The organism is Streptomyces sp. NPDC107500 (assembly GCF_055582785.1).
The window spans coordinates 761,993-776,864 of sequence record NZ_JBVJPF010000004.1; the positions used below are offsets into that span (position 1 = coordinate 761,993).

Genomic DNA, 14,872 nt, shown 5'->3' on the forward strand with positions numbered 1-14,872 from the left:
CGTGCGGTTCGTGGTGCGGGTGCTCAGCCGGTGCAGCCCGCCGGGACGGGCTGCGACGCGTCGCGGATCAGTGCCTCGTGGGCGGCCTTCACCCGCTCGACGTCCGGCTTGAGGACCTTGCGGTCGTACGTCGTCAGGCCGTTCAGCTCGCCCTCGACGTCCGAGATCTGGGTGTAGACGGCTCCGTTGCCGCCCCGGCAGGCCAGGGCGCGGACCTCGTCGAGCTTGGTGAGGTAGTCGTCCGTGTAGGTCTGCGGGTCGACGTCGACGTACGACTGCTGCACGGACCAGGCGTGACCCGGTACCGCGAGGCCCAGGCCGCCGTACTCGCCGGAGACCAGGGCGCGTTCGCCGTCCGGGGACGGCGGCAGGGCGGGGCTCGGGTAGCCGTGCTCGTCCATGATGTCGCCGGCGCCGCCGTCGGCCCCCAGGTTCAGGCCCGACTGGTTGTTGACGAGGCGGGTCGGGTCCCAGGCCTTGGCCTGTTCGGCGACGCGCTTGATGTCGTACTGGCCCCAGCCCTCGTTGAAGGTGACCCACATGACGACCGACGGGCTGCTGATGTGCTCGTCGATCATCTCCTTCATCTCGCGCTCGAACTCGGCGCGGGCGGCGGTCGACGGTTTCACCCCCGCGGTCATCGCGGGCATGTCCTGCCACACCAGCAGGCCCAGCCGGTCGGCCCAGTAGAACCAGCGGTCGGGCTCCACCTTGATGTGCTTGCGCACCGAGTTGAAGCCGAGTCGCTTGTGCAGCTCGAGGTCGTACGCGAGGGCCACGTCGGTGGGCGCGGTGTGCAGGCCGTCCGGCCAGAAGCCCTGGTCCAGGGTGGCCATCATGAAGACCGGTTCGCCGTTGAGCACGGTGCGGGGTACGCCGTCCACCTTCTCGACGGCGATGGAGCGCATCCCGAAGTAGCTCTCGACGCGATCCTGTCCGACGGTGACCTTCAGGTCGTACAGGAACGGGTCGTCGGGCGACCACAGGCGCGGTTCGCGGATCCTCAGGGTCAGCGGCTCACCGGTGCGGCCGCTCACCGTGGCGACCTTGCGGTGCCCGGCGTAGGCCGTCGCCCTGACCGGAACGCCGTCGCGCACGCCCTTCGGCTCGACGGTCAGGGTGCCCGCCGCCCCGTCGACGTGCGGGGTCAGCTTGAGGGATTCGGCGTGGTCGCGGGCGACCGGTTCCATCCAGACCGTCTGCCAGATGCCGGAGCTGGGCGTGTACCAGATGCCGCTCGGGTCCAGGCGCTGCTTGCCGACCGGCGGGTTCTCGCCGTCCGCCGCGTCGGTCGGGTCGTAGACGCCGACGATCAGCTCCTGGGTGCGGCCCGGCTTCAGCGCGTCGGTGACGTCGGCGCTGAACTTGTCGTAGCCGCCCTTGTGGTCGGCGACCTTCGTGCCGTTGACGTACACCTCGGACTGCCAGTCGACGGCACCGAAGTTGAGCTTGAGGCGCTGTCCCGAGCCGATGTGCCAGTCGCGGGGCACGGTGAACGTGCGGCGGTACCACATGCGGTCCTCGTGCCGCTGGATGCCGGAGAGCTGGGACTCCACCGGGTACGGGACGAGGATGCGCTCCTTCAGGTCCTTGCCGACCGGCGGAGTCTCACCGGCCTCGGCGGCGGCGAACTGCCAGCGGCCGTTGAGGTTCTGCCACTCGTCGCGGGTCAACTGCGGGCGCGGGTACTCCGGGAGGGCGTTGTCCGGTCCGACCTCGTCGGCCCAGTCGGTGCGCAGCTCGTAGGTGGAGTGGTTGCCGCCGCTGCTCCAGAAGGCGTTGACAACGTTGCCTTCGGCGTCGGTGAGACCGCCTTCGCCGTCGTAGCGGACGTCGGCGGTGCCGGGCGCGTCGCCGTCCTTGTTGCCGACGACGGGTTCACCGAGGGCCACGAGCAGGGCGCTGGGGTCGGCCGGGTCGACCTTCGCCTCGCCGAGCGGCCACTTGGCGCCGCCGATCACCGCTTCGAGGTGGTCGGTGAGACCGTCGGGGGCGGCGGCGAGGGGGCTCGCGAAGTCCAGCCTGAGGGTGCGGCCGGTGGACTGGACGGTGGTCGCCGTGGCGCCGTTGTAGTCGAAACCGTCGGGCAGCCGGAAGGCCGACTGCGGGATCGCCTCCTTGGCGCCGCCGGGCTCGGTCCAGCGCAGGTGCAGGTTGGAGCCGCCGAAGTGCTCGAAGTACTCCAGCTTGATGTCGTAGGACTGCCCCGCCGTCAGCTCGACGGGCGCGGAGGTCTGTTCACGGTCCCAGTCGTCGACCCAGTGGTCGACGGCGAGCCGGCCTCCGACCCAGAGGCGGAAGCCGTTGTCGCCCGTGATCGAGAAGGTGTGGGCGCCGGTCGTCTCCGGGACGAGCTTGCCGGTCCAGCGGACGCTGACGTCGTCCGACTGCCCGGTGGCGAAGGCGAGTCGCGGCTCCAGGGTGCCGAAGTCGACCTGCGGGTCGAAGCCGGTGGCCTTGAGCTCGTGGAAGTCGAAGGCGCCGGGGGCGGACTGGGTGTAGTACTCGCCCTTCAGACCCTGGATCTCGTCGGCGGCCGCGTCCGCCGCGTGCGCGGCCGGTACGGCGGCGAGACCCGCCGCGCCGAGCGCGGCGACGAGGAGCAGCGCGAGTTTGTCTCTGAGTCGTTTGGTGCGCACGGACCCTCTCCTCGGGAACGGGTGGTGGCCGATGGCTCCTGACATCGATGTCATACAACGATGTAACAGCAGCAGAGGCATGACAACACGGATTCCGTTTCACGTCCAGGGACATGACAACAGCCCCAAGGATCCGCCCCCGGGGTCCGACAGCCGCCCGGCCGTCAGGGCACCCGCTGCGCCTTGCCGAGCGCGATCACGCCGCCCTTGGAGACCGTGTACAACTCGCCGTCCCGGTCCGGGTTGACGCCGATCGTCGCTCCCGGGGGCACGTCGACGTTCTTGTCCAGTACCGCCCCGCGCACCACCGCGCCCCGGCCGATGTGCACGTTGTCGTGCAGCACCGAGCCCTGGACCACCGCGCCCGGGTCGACCACCACGCCCGGCGAGAGCACGGAGCGGGTGACCTGCCCGCGGATCAGGCAACCGGCGCTGATGATCGACTCGCTGGCGATGCCGCCGGCGTTGAAGCGGGCGGGCGAGAGCTGCGCGGAGTGGGTGTATATCGGCCAGTCCCGGTTGTAGAGGTTGAACGCGGGCCGCTCGGCGATCAGGTCCATGTGGGCGTCGTAGTAGGCGTCGAGGGTGCCCACGTCCCGCCAGTAGCCCTGGTCCCGGGTGGTCTCCCCCGGCACGTGGTTGGCGCTGAAGTCGTAGAGGGCGGCCTCGCCCCGGTCGGTGAGCTGGGGCAGAATCGAACCGCCCATGTCGTGCACCGAGTTCTCGTCCCCGGCGTCCCGGTGCAGGGCCTCGACGAGGGCCTTGGTGGTGAAGACGTAGTTGCCCATCGAGGCGAAGACGCACTCGGGGTCGTCGGCGAGTCCGGGCGGGTTCTCGGGCTTCTCCAGGAACTCGGTGACGGTCTGGCCGTCGGAGCCGGGAGTGATCACGCCGAAGGACGACGACTCGCCGCGCGGGACGCGGATCCCGGCGACGGTCACGCCGGCACCGGACTCGATGTGCTGGGCGACCATCTGCCGCGGGTCCATCCGGTACACGTGGTCGGCGCCGAACACCGCGACGTACTCGGGCTGTTCGTCGTGCACGAGGTTCAGGGACTGGAGGATCGCGTCGGCGCTGCCCAGGTACCAGCGCGGGCCGAGACGCTGCTGCGCGGGGACCGGGGTGACGTAGTTGCCGAGCAGGCTGGACATCCGCCAGGTGGTGGTGATGTGCCGGTCCAGGGAATGCGACTTGTACTGCGTGAGCACGCAGATCCGCAGGATGTCGCCGTTGACCAGGTTGGACAGTACGAAATCGACCAGCCGGTAGGTGCCGCCGAAGGTGACCGCGGGTTTGGCGCGGTCCGCGGTCAGGGGCATCAGCCGCTTGCCCTCTCCGCCCGCCAGCACGATGCCGAGCACCGAAGGACCTCCACGACGCATGGGCCGCTCCCCTCACCCTCGTTCACCCTCGGCTGCCCCGGTGCGGGACGCCTAAGCCTGCTTGAGGATCTCCTCGTAGAGCCGGACCGTACGGCGGGCGACCGCGTCCCAGCCGAACTCCTCCACCGCCCGCTCGCGGCCCGCCTCGCCCATCCGCCGGGCGGTCGCCGGGTCGCCGAGGACGGAGTCCAGCGCCCGCGCGAGGCCCGCCTCGAACGCGTCGTCCCGGCCCTCGGTCCTGGGGACGAGCACGCCCGTCTCACCGTCCGCCACGACCTCCGGGATGCCGCCGACCCGGGAGGCCACGACCGGTGTGCCGCAGGCCATCGCCTCCAAGTTCACGATGCCCAGGGGCTCGTACACGGAGGGGCAGACGAACACCGCCGCGTGCGTGAGGAGTTGGATCACTTCCGGGCGCGGCAGCATGCGCGGGATCCAGTGCACGCCCTCGCGAGCCCGGCTCAGCTGGGCGTAGAGGTCGCGGAACTCCTGGTCGATCTCGGGGGTGTCGGGGGCGCCGGCGCACAGCACGACCTGCGCGGCCGGGTCGATGTCCCGCACCGCGCGCAGCAGGTGCGGGACGCCCTTCTGGCGGGTGATGCGGCCGACGAACAGGACGTACGGGCGGGAGCGGTCCAGGCCGATCCGGTCCAGGGCGTCGGTGCCGGGGTCGGGCCGGTAGAGGGTGGTGTCGATGCCGTTGTGCACGACGTGCACGCGGGCGGCGTCCAGCGCGGGGTAGCAGCCGAGGATGTCCTCGCGCATCGCCCCGGACACGGCGACGACGGCGTCGGCGGACTCGATGGCGGTGCGCTCGGCCCAGCCGGACAGCTCGTAGCCGCCGCCGAGTTGCTCGGCCTTCCAGGGGCGCAGGGGCTCAAGCGAGTGGGCGGTGACCACGTGCGGGATGCCGTACAGGAGCTTGGCGAGGTGGCCGCCCAGGTTGGCGTACCAGGTGTGGGAGTGGACCAGTTCGCGGCCCTCGAGGGCGGCGGTCATGGCCAGGTCGACGGAGAAGGTGCGCAGCGCGTCGTTGGCGCCGTCGAGCGCGGACCACGGGCGGTGGCGCAGCACGCCGTCGGTGCGGCCCTCGCCCCAGCAGTGCACGTCGAGGTCGACGAGGCGGGCGAGTTCCCGGGCGAGGAACTCGACGTGGACACCCGCGCCCCCGTACACGTCCGGCGGGTACTCCCGGGTCAGCAGTCCCACACGCACCCGGAACCTCCCGTCTTCGCGGCTGGTCCCTTCATGGTCACCCAGACGCGGCGCCTTAGGAAGAGCGCGGGGCCTGCGGAGACCGGGAAGATCCCGGCGGCGGCGTTCCCGGCTGCCGCGACTGCGGCTGCCGCGACTGCGACTCTCGCGGTCCCGGCGGCTGCGGGAAGCAGCAGTCGCCGCACACGCCCGCTCCGGGCACCCGGTAGTACAGGCAGCAGCTGCGGCGCCGGAAGGCGGTGCCGGTGAGGGTGCCGGTCCCGGCGAGCAGGGGGTGGGCGAGCAGTCCGGCGGTCAGGGCCCCGGCCCGCCCGGCCGCGTCCGCATGGCCGTGGCGGCGGGCCCAGCGGTCCAGTTCCCGGCCGGCGCCGGCCAGCGCGGAGGCCGCGTTGCCCCACAGCAGCCCGGCGGCGACGCCGTACCTGTCGTGCACCGCTGCCGTCAGGGGCGCCAGGTGCGCGGTGAGCACGACGTCCGCGAGGGCGGCGGTGTCCGCCGGCCTCGCGGACCGCACCCCGGCGAGCCACAGGTCGTCGGGGGCGGTGGCGTCGGGGTCCCAGCGCAGCAGGTCCGGGGCCAGGTCGGGGACCCGGCCGGTGAGGGCGGCACAGGCCAGCGCCACCGACCACAGACGCGCCGCGAGTCCCTGCTGGGCGACGGAGGCGGCGACCCGGGCCTCGGGGGCGCGCAGGGCGTCCGCCACCCTCCGGACGCGGTGGGCCAGGGGGTCGGCCAGGCGGTCTCCCGGCCTGCCGGGCGGAACCGGAACATGAACGTCCGGGCCGGTCTCCCCGTAATCCGGTGCATAGGCGTGCGCGAGGGTGGGAAGGGGCCGGGGCGGCGAGGGCCGCGACGCGTGCAGGACGAAGAAGCCGCCGAGCGGGCGGAGTACGGCGAGGGCGGGGTCGAGGTCCACGGAGAGCAGTACTATCAAGCCCCGTAGGGGGCGCGACCAGGGGTACCTGACGAAAGTCGCCCACCCTGGGGAGGACGACGGGGTCGTCGTACTCCATCGGTAGTAGGACCCAATGAAGTCTCAGGGACGACGACGGGAAGACCCTGAGGCGGCATCGTGTTGTCCATGGAAGACGACCGTTCGCCGCGCCGGGCCCAGTGCCCCCGCCTCACGCAGAGGATCAGCCGATGAGCGCCCTCGCGTTGTCCGTGCTGCTGTCGCTCGTCTCCGCCGTGGCGTACGCGGGCGGAGCGATCGTGCAGGAGCAGGTCGCGGCGTCCTCCTCGGCCGCTCAGTACGCACCGCTGCGCCGGCCCGGCTGGTGGGCGGCGGTCGCGCTCAACGGCCTCGGCGGCCTGCTGCACGTGGTGGCGCTCGCCCTCGGTCCGCTCAGCCTGGTGCAGCCGCTGGGTGCGCTGACCATCGTCTTCGCGCTGCCCATGGCGGCGCTGTTCGTGGGCCGCAAGGCCGGTGCGACGGCCTGGCGCGGCGCGCTCATGGCCACGGTCGGCCTCGCCGGTCTGCTCTCCCTGGTCGGCGCGGCCGACGCGCAGTCGCTGGACACGGCGCAGCGGATCGGCGCGGCCGTCGTCACCGGCGCGGCGCTCGTCGCGCTGATGATCGCCGCCCGGGCCGTGCACCGGCACCCGGCGGTCCGCAGCATCCTGCTGGCGGTCGCGTCCGGCATCGCGTTCGGCATGTCCTCGGTCTTCACCAAGACCGTCGCGGTCGACTGGAGCGGCGGGGTGTCCGCCGCCGACCTGCCGTCCATGGCGGTGATCGGCGTGCTCGCCACGGCGGGCCTGGTGCTCTCGCAGGCCTCCTACCGGGGCGCCGGCCTCGCCGCCCCGCTCGCCACGCTGACGGTGGTGAACCCGGTGGTGGCGGCGGTCGTCGGCATCACGATGTTCGGCGAATCCTTCCGGTACGGCACCACCGGCACCGCACTCGCCCTGAGCTGCGGCGTGGTCGCGGCGGGCGGACTGATCCTGCTGACGACGGAGCGGATCTCACGGGAGTCGGCCGCAGCTGGGGAGAGCGAGGCGTCGGCCGCCGAGCAGCCCGCGGGTCTTCCCGCCGCGGACGGGGTGGAGCCGGTCGCGGTGCCGACGGGTCCGGTCGCGGTGGCGACGGGCCCGGTCGCCGCACCGGCGGGTCCAGCCGTGGTACCGGCGGCCGCGGTCCCGGGATCCGTCGCGGCGGACGCGACGGGCGTTCCGGTGGCGCGGTTGCCCGAGAAGGTCCTGGTGCCCTCCCCTGTGTCACCCCCGGTGCCGGCGGCCGCCCCCGCCAAGGAGCCCGCGAAGGAGTTGCACACCGCACGGAGCCGGGCGGAGAGCGACGACGCCCTGCTCTCCTACGGCCCCTTCTACGGCGGCCCGTTCGTGCCGCCGCCCGTGATCAGCCGCCACCGGGTACGGGTCAGATCCTGACTCCTCCGGCCCGCAGGTACGCCAGCGGGTCGACGTCGGAACCGAAGCCGGGCCCCGTCCGCACCTCGAAGTGCAGATGCGGGCCCGTGACGTTGCCGGTGGAGCCGGAGCGTCCGATGCGCTGACCGGCGCCCACCGACTGTCCGTCCCGGACGGAGATCGCCGAAAGGTGGGCGTACTGCGAGTAGCGGCCGTCGCTGTGCCGGACGACCACCTGGTACCCGTAGGAACCGCCCCAACCCGCGCTGACGACCCGCCCGGCCGCGACCGACTTGATCGAGGTGCCGGTGGGGACGGGGAAGTCGACGCCGGTGTGGTAGCCCTTCGACCAGGAGGAACCCGACTGGTGGTAGGGCGTGCCGACGGCGCCGTCGACGGGCGCTACGACGGCGCGGTGCGTGGTGGCCTTGTCCTCGCTGGTCTTGGTCCCGGCTTTGCTGGTGCCGCTGTCGGGGGAGGACTTCCCGGGAGCCTTCCGCTGCTCCCGCTCCTGCTGCTTCGGCGGCTTCTCCTGCTTCTTTTCCCGCGGCTTCTCCCGCTCCCGTGGTTTCTCCTGCTTCGGCCGCGGTGTGGCGGTCCCGGAGCCGGTACGGGGGGCGGTGCCCGCCGACCCACCGCGCAGCGACAGGCGCTGGCCCGGCAGGATCAGGTCGGGGTCGGCTCCGACGGCGTCGCGGTTGGCCTCGTACAGCCCCTGCCAGCCGCCGCCGACCCGGTGGGTGTCGGCGATGCCGGAGAGGGTGTCGCCGGTGACCACCGTGTACATGCGGCCCTTGCCGGCCCGGGACTGCGGCGTGGTCTGCGGCTGGATGTCCTTCACCGAGTCCGCCTTCTTGGCGGGCTTCTCGGCGGACTTCTTGGCGGGCGTGCCGGCGGACTTCTCGTCCCCCGCTCCCCCGGCCGGCCGGATGTCCGGCGTGTCGCCGCCCCGGGTCAGTCCGGCCCGCTGCGAGCACACCGGCCAGGCGCCGGGTCCCTGTCCGTCGAGCACCTTCTCGGCGACGGCGATCTGCTGGTCCTTGGTGGCCAGGTCGGCACGCGGGGCGTACCGGGTGCCGCCGAAGGCCTCCCAGGTGGACTGGGTGAACTGCAACCCGCCGTAGTAGCCGTTGCCGGTGTTGATGTCCCAGTCGTTGGTGGACTCGCAGGCGGCGACCTTGTCCCAGGTCTCCACGTCGGCCGCCTGGGCCGTGCCGGTACCGACGAGCGGGAGGGCCAGACCCGCGCCGCCCGCGGTGACGGTCAGTGAGGCGCGGTTGATCCTGTTCGGCTGATACCGGCGGTGCCGGCCGCGTACGGCCATGGAGGTCCCCCTCGACATTGCGTCAGGAGGGGCAAAAGTAAGCGCCGCGAACAGGCCATGACAAGACGGCAATCGGCCGGTTCGTCCTACCAAGTGGCGCGTAACGGACTCCCGTTGGCCGGATGCGCCGCCCGCCCACTGAGGCACCGGGCGCGTTCCGTGCGTACTGAAGTCCGCCGGGCCAGAAAGTGCGACCGGCGAACGGGCACGTCAGGATGGTCACGGGGCGGAACCGGCCATACTGGCGGACACGACCGGCACCACCGACACCAAGGTCACTAGGAGCCATCCCAATGAGCAGTACAGCGCAGATCGGCGTCACGGGTCTCGCGGTCATGGGCCGCAACCTCGCCCGCAACTTCGCCCGCAACGGCTACACGGTCGCGGTGCACAACCGCACGGCGTCGCGCACGCACGCGCTGGTGGAGGAGTTCGGCGGCGAGGGCGACTTCGTCGCGACCGAGACCGCCAAGGAGTTCGTGGCGGCGCTGGAGCGGCCCCGACGCCTGGTGATCATGGTCAAGGCCGGTGACCCGACCGACGCGGTGATCCAGGAGTTCGCCCCGCTCCTGGAGCCGGGTGACATGATCATCGACGGGGGCAACGCCCACTTCGCGGACACCAGGCGCCGGGAACGCGAACTGCGCGAGCAGGGCATCCACTTCGTCGGGACGGGCATCTCCGGCGGCGAGGAGGGCGCGCTGCACGGCCCGAGCATCATGCCGGGCGGCTCGAAGGAGTCGTACGGGTCGCTGGGCCCGATGCTGGAGAAGATCTCCGCGAAGGCGGCCGACGAGGCGCCCTGCGTCACGCACGTGGGCCCCGACGGCGCCGGGCACTTCGTGAAGATGGTGCACAACGGCATCGAGTACGCCGACATGCAGCTGATCGGCGAGGCGTACCAGCTGCTGCGCGACGTCGCCGGGTACTCCCCCGCGCAGATCGCCGACATCTTCCGCACCTGGAACACGGGCCGGCTGGACTCTTACCTGATCGAGATCACCGCCGAGGTGCTGTCCCACGTGGACGCGGAGACCGGCAAGCCGTTCGTGGACGTGGTCGTCGACCAGGCCGAGCAGAAGGGCACGGGCCGCTGGACGGTGCAGATCGCGCTGGACCTGGGCGTGCCGGTGTCCGGTATCGCGGAGGCCGTCTTCGCCCGTTCCCTGTCCGGGCACGCGGCGCTGCGGGAGGCCTCGCGGGGGCTGAAGGGTCCGAAGGCGTCGGCGCTCGGCGAGTCGGAGGCGGCCGCCTTCGCCGACCGCGTCGAGCAGGCCCTGTACGCGTCGAAGATCGTCTCGTACACGCAGGGCTTCCACGAGATCGCGGCGGGCAGTGAGGAGTACGGCTGGGACATCGACCTGGGCGCGGTCTCGGCGATCTGGCGCGGCGGCTGCATCATCCGCGCGGCCTTCCTGGACCGCATCCGCGCCGCGTACGACGCCCGCCCCGACCTGCCGAGCCTGCTGTCGGACGACACGTTCGCGCAGGAGATCGCCGCCGCCCAGGACGACTGGCGCGAGGTCCTGGTCGCCGCGACCCGGCAGGGCGTGCCGACGCCCGGCTTCGCCGCCGCCCTCGCCTACTACGACGCGCTGCGCGCCGAGCGGCTGCCCGCGGCGCTGACGCAGGGGCAGCGTGACTTCTTCGGCGCGCACACGTACCGCAGGACGGACCGGGACGGCGCGTTCCACACGCTGTGGGGCGGGGACCGGTCCGAGGTCACGGCGTAACGCGCGGCGAGCCGGGGCGGGCCGAAGGGGCCGGTGGGCTGCCGTGGTGAGACCGCGGTGAGTGAGACCGCGGTCGGACCGCGGTGGGGCTCGTCCACCGGCCCCTTCGCCTTGGCTGCCCCTGGTCGGCCCGGGCGCCCCTCAGGTGAGGGGCGGTCCCGGTTCCGGGCTGGGCACCGGCTCAGGTCCCGGCGGGATCGGTGACGGCGAGGGCTCGGGAGGCCCCGGCGGCTGCGGTGTCGGCTGCGGGCCGGGGCCCGGGGGCTGCGGCGTGGGTTCCGGGCCGGGCCCCGGAGGCGGAGGCGGCGGGGTCGGTTCCGGGCCCGGGCTCGGTGGCGGCACGGGGTCGGGGTGCGGCTGTGGGGGCTCCGGGTCCGGACCTGGTGTGGGCCCCGGAGTGGGTCCCGGCGGAACGGGATCCGGATACGGGTTCGTCATGGCGCTGTCCTCCGGCCAGTCGTCGACGTCGGCTCTGGACTTGTCCCCCGCCTACCCGACGGCCGCCGCCGCACTCACTCCCCCGCATGAACCCCCGGGCCCAGGTGGCCGAGGCGCACCGCCTCCGCTCCGGCGGCCAGTCCGGGCGCGGGGCTGGCGAGCACCGGGACCCGGGTTCTGGCCGACTCCCGGGCCGGCGCCATGGATGCCTGGGCGAGGACGATCGCGTCGGCACCGGTGACGGCGTCGGCGGCCTCGGCCACCAGCCGCAGACAGCCCTCGGTGTCACCGGCCTCGAACCGCGCCCAGGCCCCCTCGACCAGCCGGGTCCGCAGCCGCACGGCACGCCCGGCGCGCCGGGCCTCCTCCTCGACCAGGGCCGCCGTCGGAGCGAGGGTGCTCTCCAGGGCGGCGAGGACGACGACGCGTGGACCGGCGGCCACCGCCGCGGCGGCCATGGGCCGGTCGACCCGCAGCACGGGCACCCCGGCCTCGTCGGCACCTGCCTCGGCGACGGCACCGATGGTGGAGCAGGTGCACAGCACGGCCCTCGCCCCCTCCCCCACGGCCCGCCGCAATGCGCCACGCACGGCGTCCGTCACCGCCTCGGGCCCCTCCCGCCGCGCCCGTTCAAGCAACCCGGCGTCGACGTGATGCCGCAGCTCCAGACCCGGGTGCGCCGCGTCGCGCAGGGCGTCGAAGACCGGGACGTGGACGGGCGAGGTGTGCAGCAGTGCCAGCAAGCGCGCGCTCCTTTCGTCCCTCGCCCCTCGTCGGGTGTCTTCCGTCCGGTTCAGAAGCGCTCGGGATGCGCCACGAGCCACTCCTTCGCCGCGCGCAGCAGCTCCGGGTCGGCGGCGGCCGCCTCGTCGGGGTGGCGCTCGGCCCATTTCACGACGTAGGGGCAGAGCGGTGCGACGGCGATGTCCTCGCGGCCTGCCAGGGCGTACAGCTCACGCGCCAGCGAGCCCGCGATGCCCCGGCCCTCGTGGGCCGGTTCGACGATGGTGTGGACGGGGACGAGGGCTCGCTCGGGAGCGTCCAGGACGAAGTACTCGACCCGGCCGACGACCTCGCCGGCCGCGAGCGCCTCCAGCCGGCCCGCCGCCCGGTCGTCACGGATCTCGATGTCGCTCATGGTCACGCTCCTCGTCCCCTGGATCGGTACGTCAGACCGACACGGCCTGCGGGCTGCGCTCCTGGTCCGAACCGGGCACCGGCTCGGACGCGTCGGCACCCAGGGCGACGATACGGTTGTCGCCGTCCACGTGCACGACCCGCGGCCGCAGCGTCCGCGCCTCGGCGTCGGTGACCTGGGCGTAGCTGATGATGATCACCAGGTCACCGGGGTGCACGAGATGCGCGGCGGCCCCGTTGATCCCGACCACCCCGGATCCCCGCTCCCCCTCGATGACGTAGGTCTCCAGCCGGGCCCCGTTGGTGATGTCCACGATGTGCACCAGTTCCCCGGGCAGCAGGTCGGCGGCGTCGAGCAGATCGGCGTCGATGGTCACCGAACCGACGTAGTGCAGGTCGGCCTGGGTGACGGTGGCGCGGTGGATCTTGGACTTGAACATGGTGCGCAGCATGTTGGACTCCCGGAAGACGGCTCCCCGCCGGCTTTCTGCAGGTCAGGGGCGGCCCATACTGTACATCGTCACGCCTTCGCCTCGAAGACCTTCAAGAAGATCGCGCATTGCCCCGGAGGTGACGGGCACGACCTCACGGTCCACGCGACGACCCGCTCGGGCTTTCGGTTGGCGTCAGGTCCACAGGCGAGGTCACCGGATCGTCCGCGCGCAGCGACGTGTCGACGGTGTACGGACACCCTCACAACTCTCAGGTGCCGCAGGCTCCCCCTCGTCCCTAATGTTCGGGTTGCTCTCCGGGCCCCGGCCTCATCACGGGGTTCCTTCCACAGACAGGAAGAGACGGCTCTCATGCGCCTGTTACGTTCCACCTTCGCCACGGTCGCGGCGCTGTGCACGGTCGCGACCGGTGTCGTCCTCGCTCAGCCACCGCAGCCCGCCGCGGCCGCTGCCTCCGACTGCGTGGGAGGCAAGCGCGGCTTCCGTGACCACCCGGACAACGCCTCGGGCGATTCCGCGAAGCCGCGGGAATTCTGGGTCGGCAACGTCCACTTCACGCTCGAGAAGGGTGTCTACGGCAGTACGCAGATCGGCTTCGGCAAGATCAGCGGTCAGACCCGGCCCGGCGACAAGGTCTGGATGGACTGGAAGGCGAGCGGCTGGGACAACGCCGACTCCGTGTCCCCCTGGCTCCAGTGCGGCCCCTTCACCGTGCGGTCCTCGGGGCAGAGCCTGACCACCCCCTTCCGGCGGACCAGCACCGACCCCGCGTACCAGTTCCGGGTCTGCGGCTCGCTGGTCACCTCCCCTGCGGCCAAGTGCTCCGCCTGGTGGTAGATCGGCGGTGGGACGCACGGAACGCCCGCCGGAACTCGTGTCCGGCGGGCGTTCCGCATCCGGGCCGCTGAGACGGTCCGCCGAGCGGGAGCGGTCAGTGACCGGCCACGGTTCCGGACAGTTCGTTGGTGCCCTTCGGCAGTGTCACGGACGTCAGCTTCTCGCCCGAGTCCAGGTCGAAGGAGTGGAGTTGGCGCTTGCCCGGGTCGGAGACGTAAGCCGTGTGGTCACGGACGAACAGGGTGGGCCTGGGCTGCTGCCAGTCCAGGGGCTCCGTCCAGTCGCCGACGGCGTCGATCTTCTTCTCGACCTTGCCGGTCTCCGGGTCGATGACGTGCAGGACGCCGTTGGTGCCGAGCACGAGCGCCTCACCGTGCGGGCCGCGGGCGAGGGAGCGGAAGGAGTAGCTGGTGCCGAGGTCGACCAGCTTCATCTTCGCGGTGCGGGTGTCGATCAAGGATATGCGGGTCGGCCGCTCCAGTTCGGCCTCCGGGTCGGTCTTGTAGTCGCCCAGGAGGATCGGGGACGCGTCGCTGCCGGCCTGGTTGCCGGTACGGGCGTAGTCACCCGGTGCGTCGACCTTGGTGAACCTGCCGTCCTTATACAGGAGTACGCCGTCTTCGCAGCCGAGTCCGATCACCTCGCCCTTGGCCGCGGCCTCGCCGTGCACGCCGGGGCAGTTCTCGGAGCGCGCGATCTCCCTGTTGTCCTTGTCCAGGACGAGGGCGCCGGTGCGCTTCTCCTCGGTGCCGAGGGTGGTGACGAGTTCGCCGTCGGCGAGTTCGATGGCCACGCCGTGGTGGGGCTCGGCGGAGGTGTAGTTCCGGGTCTTCGGCTGCTTCCCGCTGGCCAGGTCGGCCGGATCGAAGACGTTCACCTCACCCGTCCCGTCGGTGAACAGCACCGTCTTGCCGCCGTGCCGCACCACGTGACCCGGCTTGGCACCCTTGAACTCGGCGTCGGTGAACTCCTGCCGGGCGACGTCGAACACGCGGAAGCCGTTGTCGGTGGAGATGACGACGTGGTCCTCGTCGCCCGCCGGGTTGACCCGGTTGAAGCCGGGCAGCTCGATAGTCTTCGCCAGTTTCAGGGTCTCGCCGTCGAGGACGTAGAGGCCCCCGTCGTAGGAGGCGACGACCGGGTTCTTGACGGCGGCGGCCTCGCTGCTCTTCGTCTGCTTCTTCGGCTCGGCGTCGGACGAGGCGTCGTCGCCTCCGCCGCAGGCGGTCAGCGCCATGGCCGTCGCCAGGGCGAGTGCAGTGCCCGTGAGCGTTCTGGCGCGTGTCGACCTGTTCATCGTGTGTCTTTCCTCTCCGGCCCTCGGGGCGCGGGGTCGTGTGGTGGA

The 14,872-nt window shown here is 72.1% G+C and carries 12 protein-coding genes; 3 read left to right on the top strand and 9 right to left on the bottom strand.

From position 1 onward, the window contains the following. Nucleotides 1-23: 23 nt before the first annotated feature. The 4 genes from ACZ67M_RS20025 to ACZ67M_RS20040 form a co-directional block, all read right to left on the bottom strand. Nucleotides 24-2,639, bottom strand: a complete 2,616-nt coding sequence (locus ACZ67M_RS20025; RefSeq protein ID WP_469851978.1) for a PA14 domain-containing protein — start codon at nt 2,637-2,639, stop codon at nt 24-26. Nucleotides 2,640-2,803: 164 nt separating this feature from the next. Then, a complete protein-coding gene (gene glgC, locus ACZ67M_RS20030) occupies nt 2,804-4,024 on the bottom strand; it encodes a glucose-1-phosphate adenylyltransferase (protein WP_361359127.1) in 1,221 nt (406 codons plus the stop codon). 51 nt (nt 4,025-4,075) lie between these two features. Continuing rightward, complete coding sequence (gene glgA / locus ACZ67M_RS20035; protein WP_469851980.1) at nt 4,076-5,239, bottom strand: glycogen synthase; 1,164 nt, start codon at nt 5,237-5,239, stop codon at nt 4,076-4,078. Between the two features lie 55 nt (nt 5,240-5,294). After that, nucleotides 5,295-6,173: a (2Fe-2S)-binding protein gene (locus ACZ67M_RS20040; RefSeq protein ID WP_469851982.1), complete on the bottom strand. Its 879-nt coding sequence runs from the start codon at nt 6,171-6,173 to the stop codon at nt 5,295-5,297. 209 nt (nt 6,174-6,382) lie between these two features. On the opposite strand from ACZ67M_RS20040, the gene ACZ67M_RS20045 reads away from it, so the two are divergent. Further along, nucleotides 6,383-7,627, top strand: a complete 1,245-nt coding sequence (locus ACZ67M_RS20045) for a DMT family transporter (RefSeq protein WP_469851983.1) — start codon at nt 6,383-6,385, stop codon at nt 7,625-7,627. Here ACZ67M_RS20045 and ACZ67M_RS20050 read toward each other — a convergent pair. Then, complete coding sequence (locus ACZ67M_RS20050) at nt 7,617-8,930, bottom strand: transglycosylase family protein (RefSeq protein WP_469851985.1); 1,314 nt, start codon at nt 8,928-8,930, stop codon at nt 7,617-7,619. The genes ACZ67M_RS20045 and ACZ67M_RS20050 overlap by 11 nt on opposite strands. 293 nt (nt 8,931-9,223) lie before the next feature. Here ACZ67M_RS20050 and gndA point away from each other — a divergent pair, with 293 nt between their 5' ends. Further along, on the top strand, nt 9,224-10,663 hold the full coding sequence (gndA, locus tag ACZ67M_RS20055; protein ID WP_392104235.1) for an NADP-dependent phosphogluconate dehydrogenase: 1,440 nt from the start codon (nt 9,224-9,226) through the stop codon (nt 10,661-10,663). Between the two features lie 512 nt (nt 10,664-11,175). Here gndA and ACZ67M_RS20060 read toward each other — a convergent pair. From ACZ67M_RS20060 to panD, 3 genes are read right to left on the bottom strand one after another with little or no spacing between them, the layout of a single operon-like run. Further along, nucleotides 11,176-11,844 carry an aspartate/glutamate racemase family protein gene (locus ACZ67M_RS20060; protein ID WP_469851987.1) on the bottom strand — a complete coding sequence of 223 codons (669 nt, stop codon included), beginning with the start codon at nt 11,842-11,844 and terminating at the stop codon, nt 11,176-11,178. Between the two features lie 50 nt (nt 11,845-11,894). Next, on the bottom strand, nt 11,895-12,239 hold the full coding sequence (locus ACZ67M_RS20065; protein WP_469851989.1) for a GNAT family N-acetyltransferase: 345 nt from the start codon (nt 12,237-12,239) through the stop codon (nt 11,895-11,897). 31 nt (nt 12,240-12,270) lie between these two features. Next, a complete protein-coding gene (panD, locus tag ACZ67M_RS20070; RefSeq protein ID WP_450736896.1) occupies nt 12,271-12,690 on the bottom strand; it encodes an aspartate 1-decarboxylase in 420 nt (139 codons plus the stop codon). A gap of 351 nt (nt 12,691-13,041) precedes the next feature. Here panD and ACZ67M_RS20075 point away from each other — a divergent pair, with 351 nt between their 5' ends. After that, on the top strand, nt 13,042-13,527 hold the full coding sequence (locus ACZ67M_RS20075) for a hypothetical protein (protein ID WP_361358980.1): 486 nt from the start codon (nt 13,042-13,044) through the stop codon (nt 13,525-13,527). Between the two features lie 94 nt (nt 13,528-13,621). Here ACZ67M_RS20075 and aztD read toward each other — a convergent pair whose 3' ends face one another. Continuing rightward, entirely contained in the window at nt 13,622-14,824 is a 1,203-nt protein-coding gene (gene aztD / locus ACZ67M_RS20080; RefSeq protein ID WP_469851991.1) for a zinc metallochaperone AztD, read from the bottom strand. Nucleotides 14,825-14,872: the final 48 nt, after the last annotated feature.

Excerpts from the sequence above, each read along its gene's own strand:
- glgC (WP_361359127.1), bottom strand. The coding sequence starts at position 4,024 with ATGCGTCGTGGAGGTCCTTCGGTGCTCGGCATCGTGCTGGCGGGCGGA.
- ACZ67M_RS20045 (WP_469851983.1), top strand. The coding sequence starts at position 6,383 with ATGAGCGCCCTCGCGTTGTCCGTGCTGCTGTCGCTCGTCTCCGCCGTG.
- ACZ67M_RS20050 (WP_469851985.1), bottom strand. The coding sequence starts at position 8,930 with ATGGCCGTACGCGGCCGGCACCGCCGGTATCAGCCGAACAGGATCAAC.
- gndA (WP_392104235.1), top strand. The coding sequence starts at position 9,224 with ATGAGCAGTACAGCGCAGATCGGCGTCACGGGTCTCGCGGTCATGGGC.
- ACZ67M_RS20065 (WP_469851989.1), bottom strand. The coding sequence starts at position 12,239 with ATGAGCGACATCGAGATCCGTGACGACCGGGCGGCGGGCCGGCTGGAG.
- panD (WP_450736896.1), bottom strand. The coding sequence starts at position 12,690 with ATGCTGCGCACCATGTTCAAGTCCAAGATCCACCGCGCCACCGTCACC.
- ACZ67M_RS20075 (WP_361358980.1), top strand. The coding sequence starts at position 13,042 with ATGCGCCTGTTACGTTCCACCTTCGCCACGGTCGCGGCGCTGTGCACG.
- aztD (WP_469851991.1), bottom strand. The coding sequence starts at position 14,824 with ATGAACAGGTCGACACGCGCCAGAACGCTCACGGGCACTGCACTCGCC.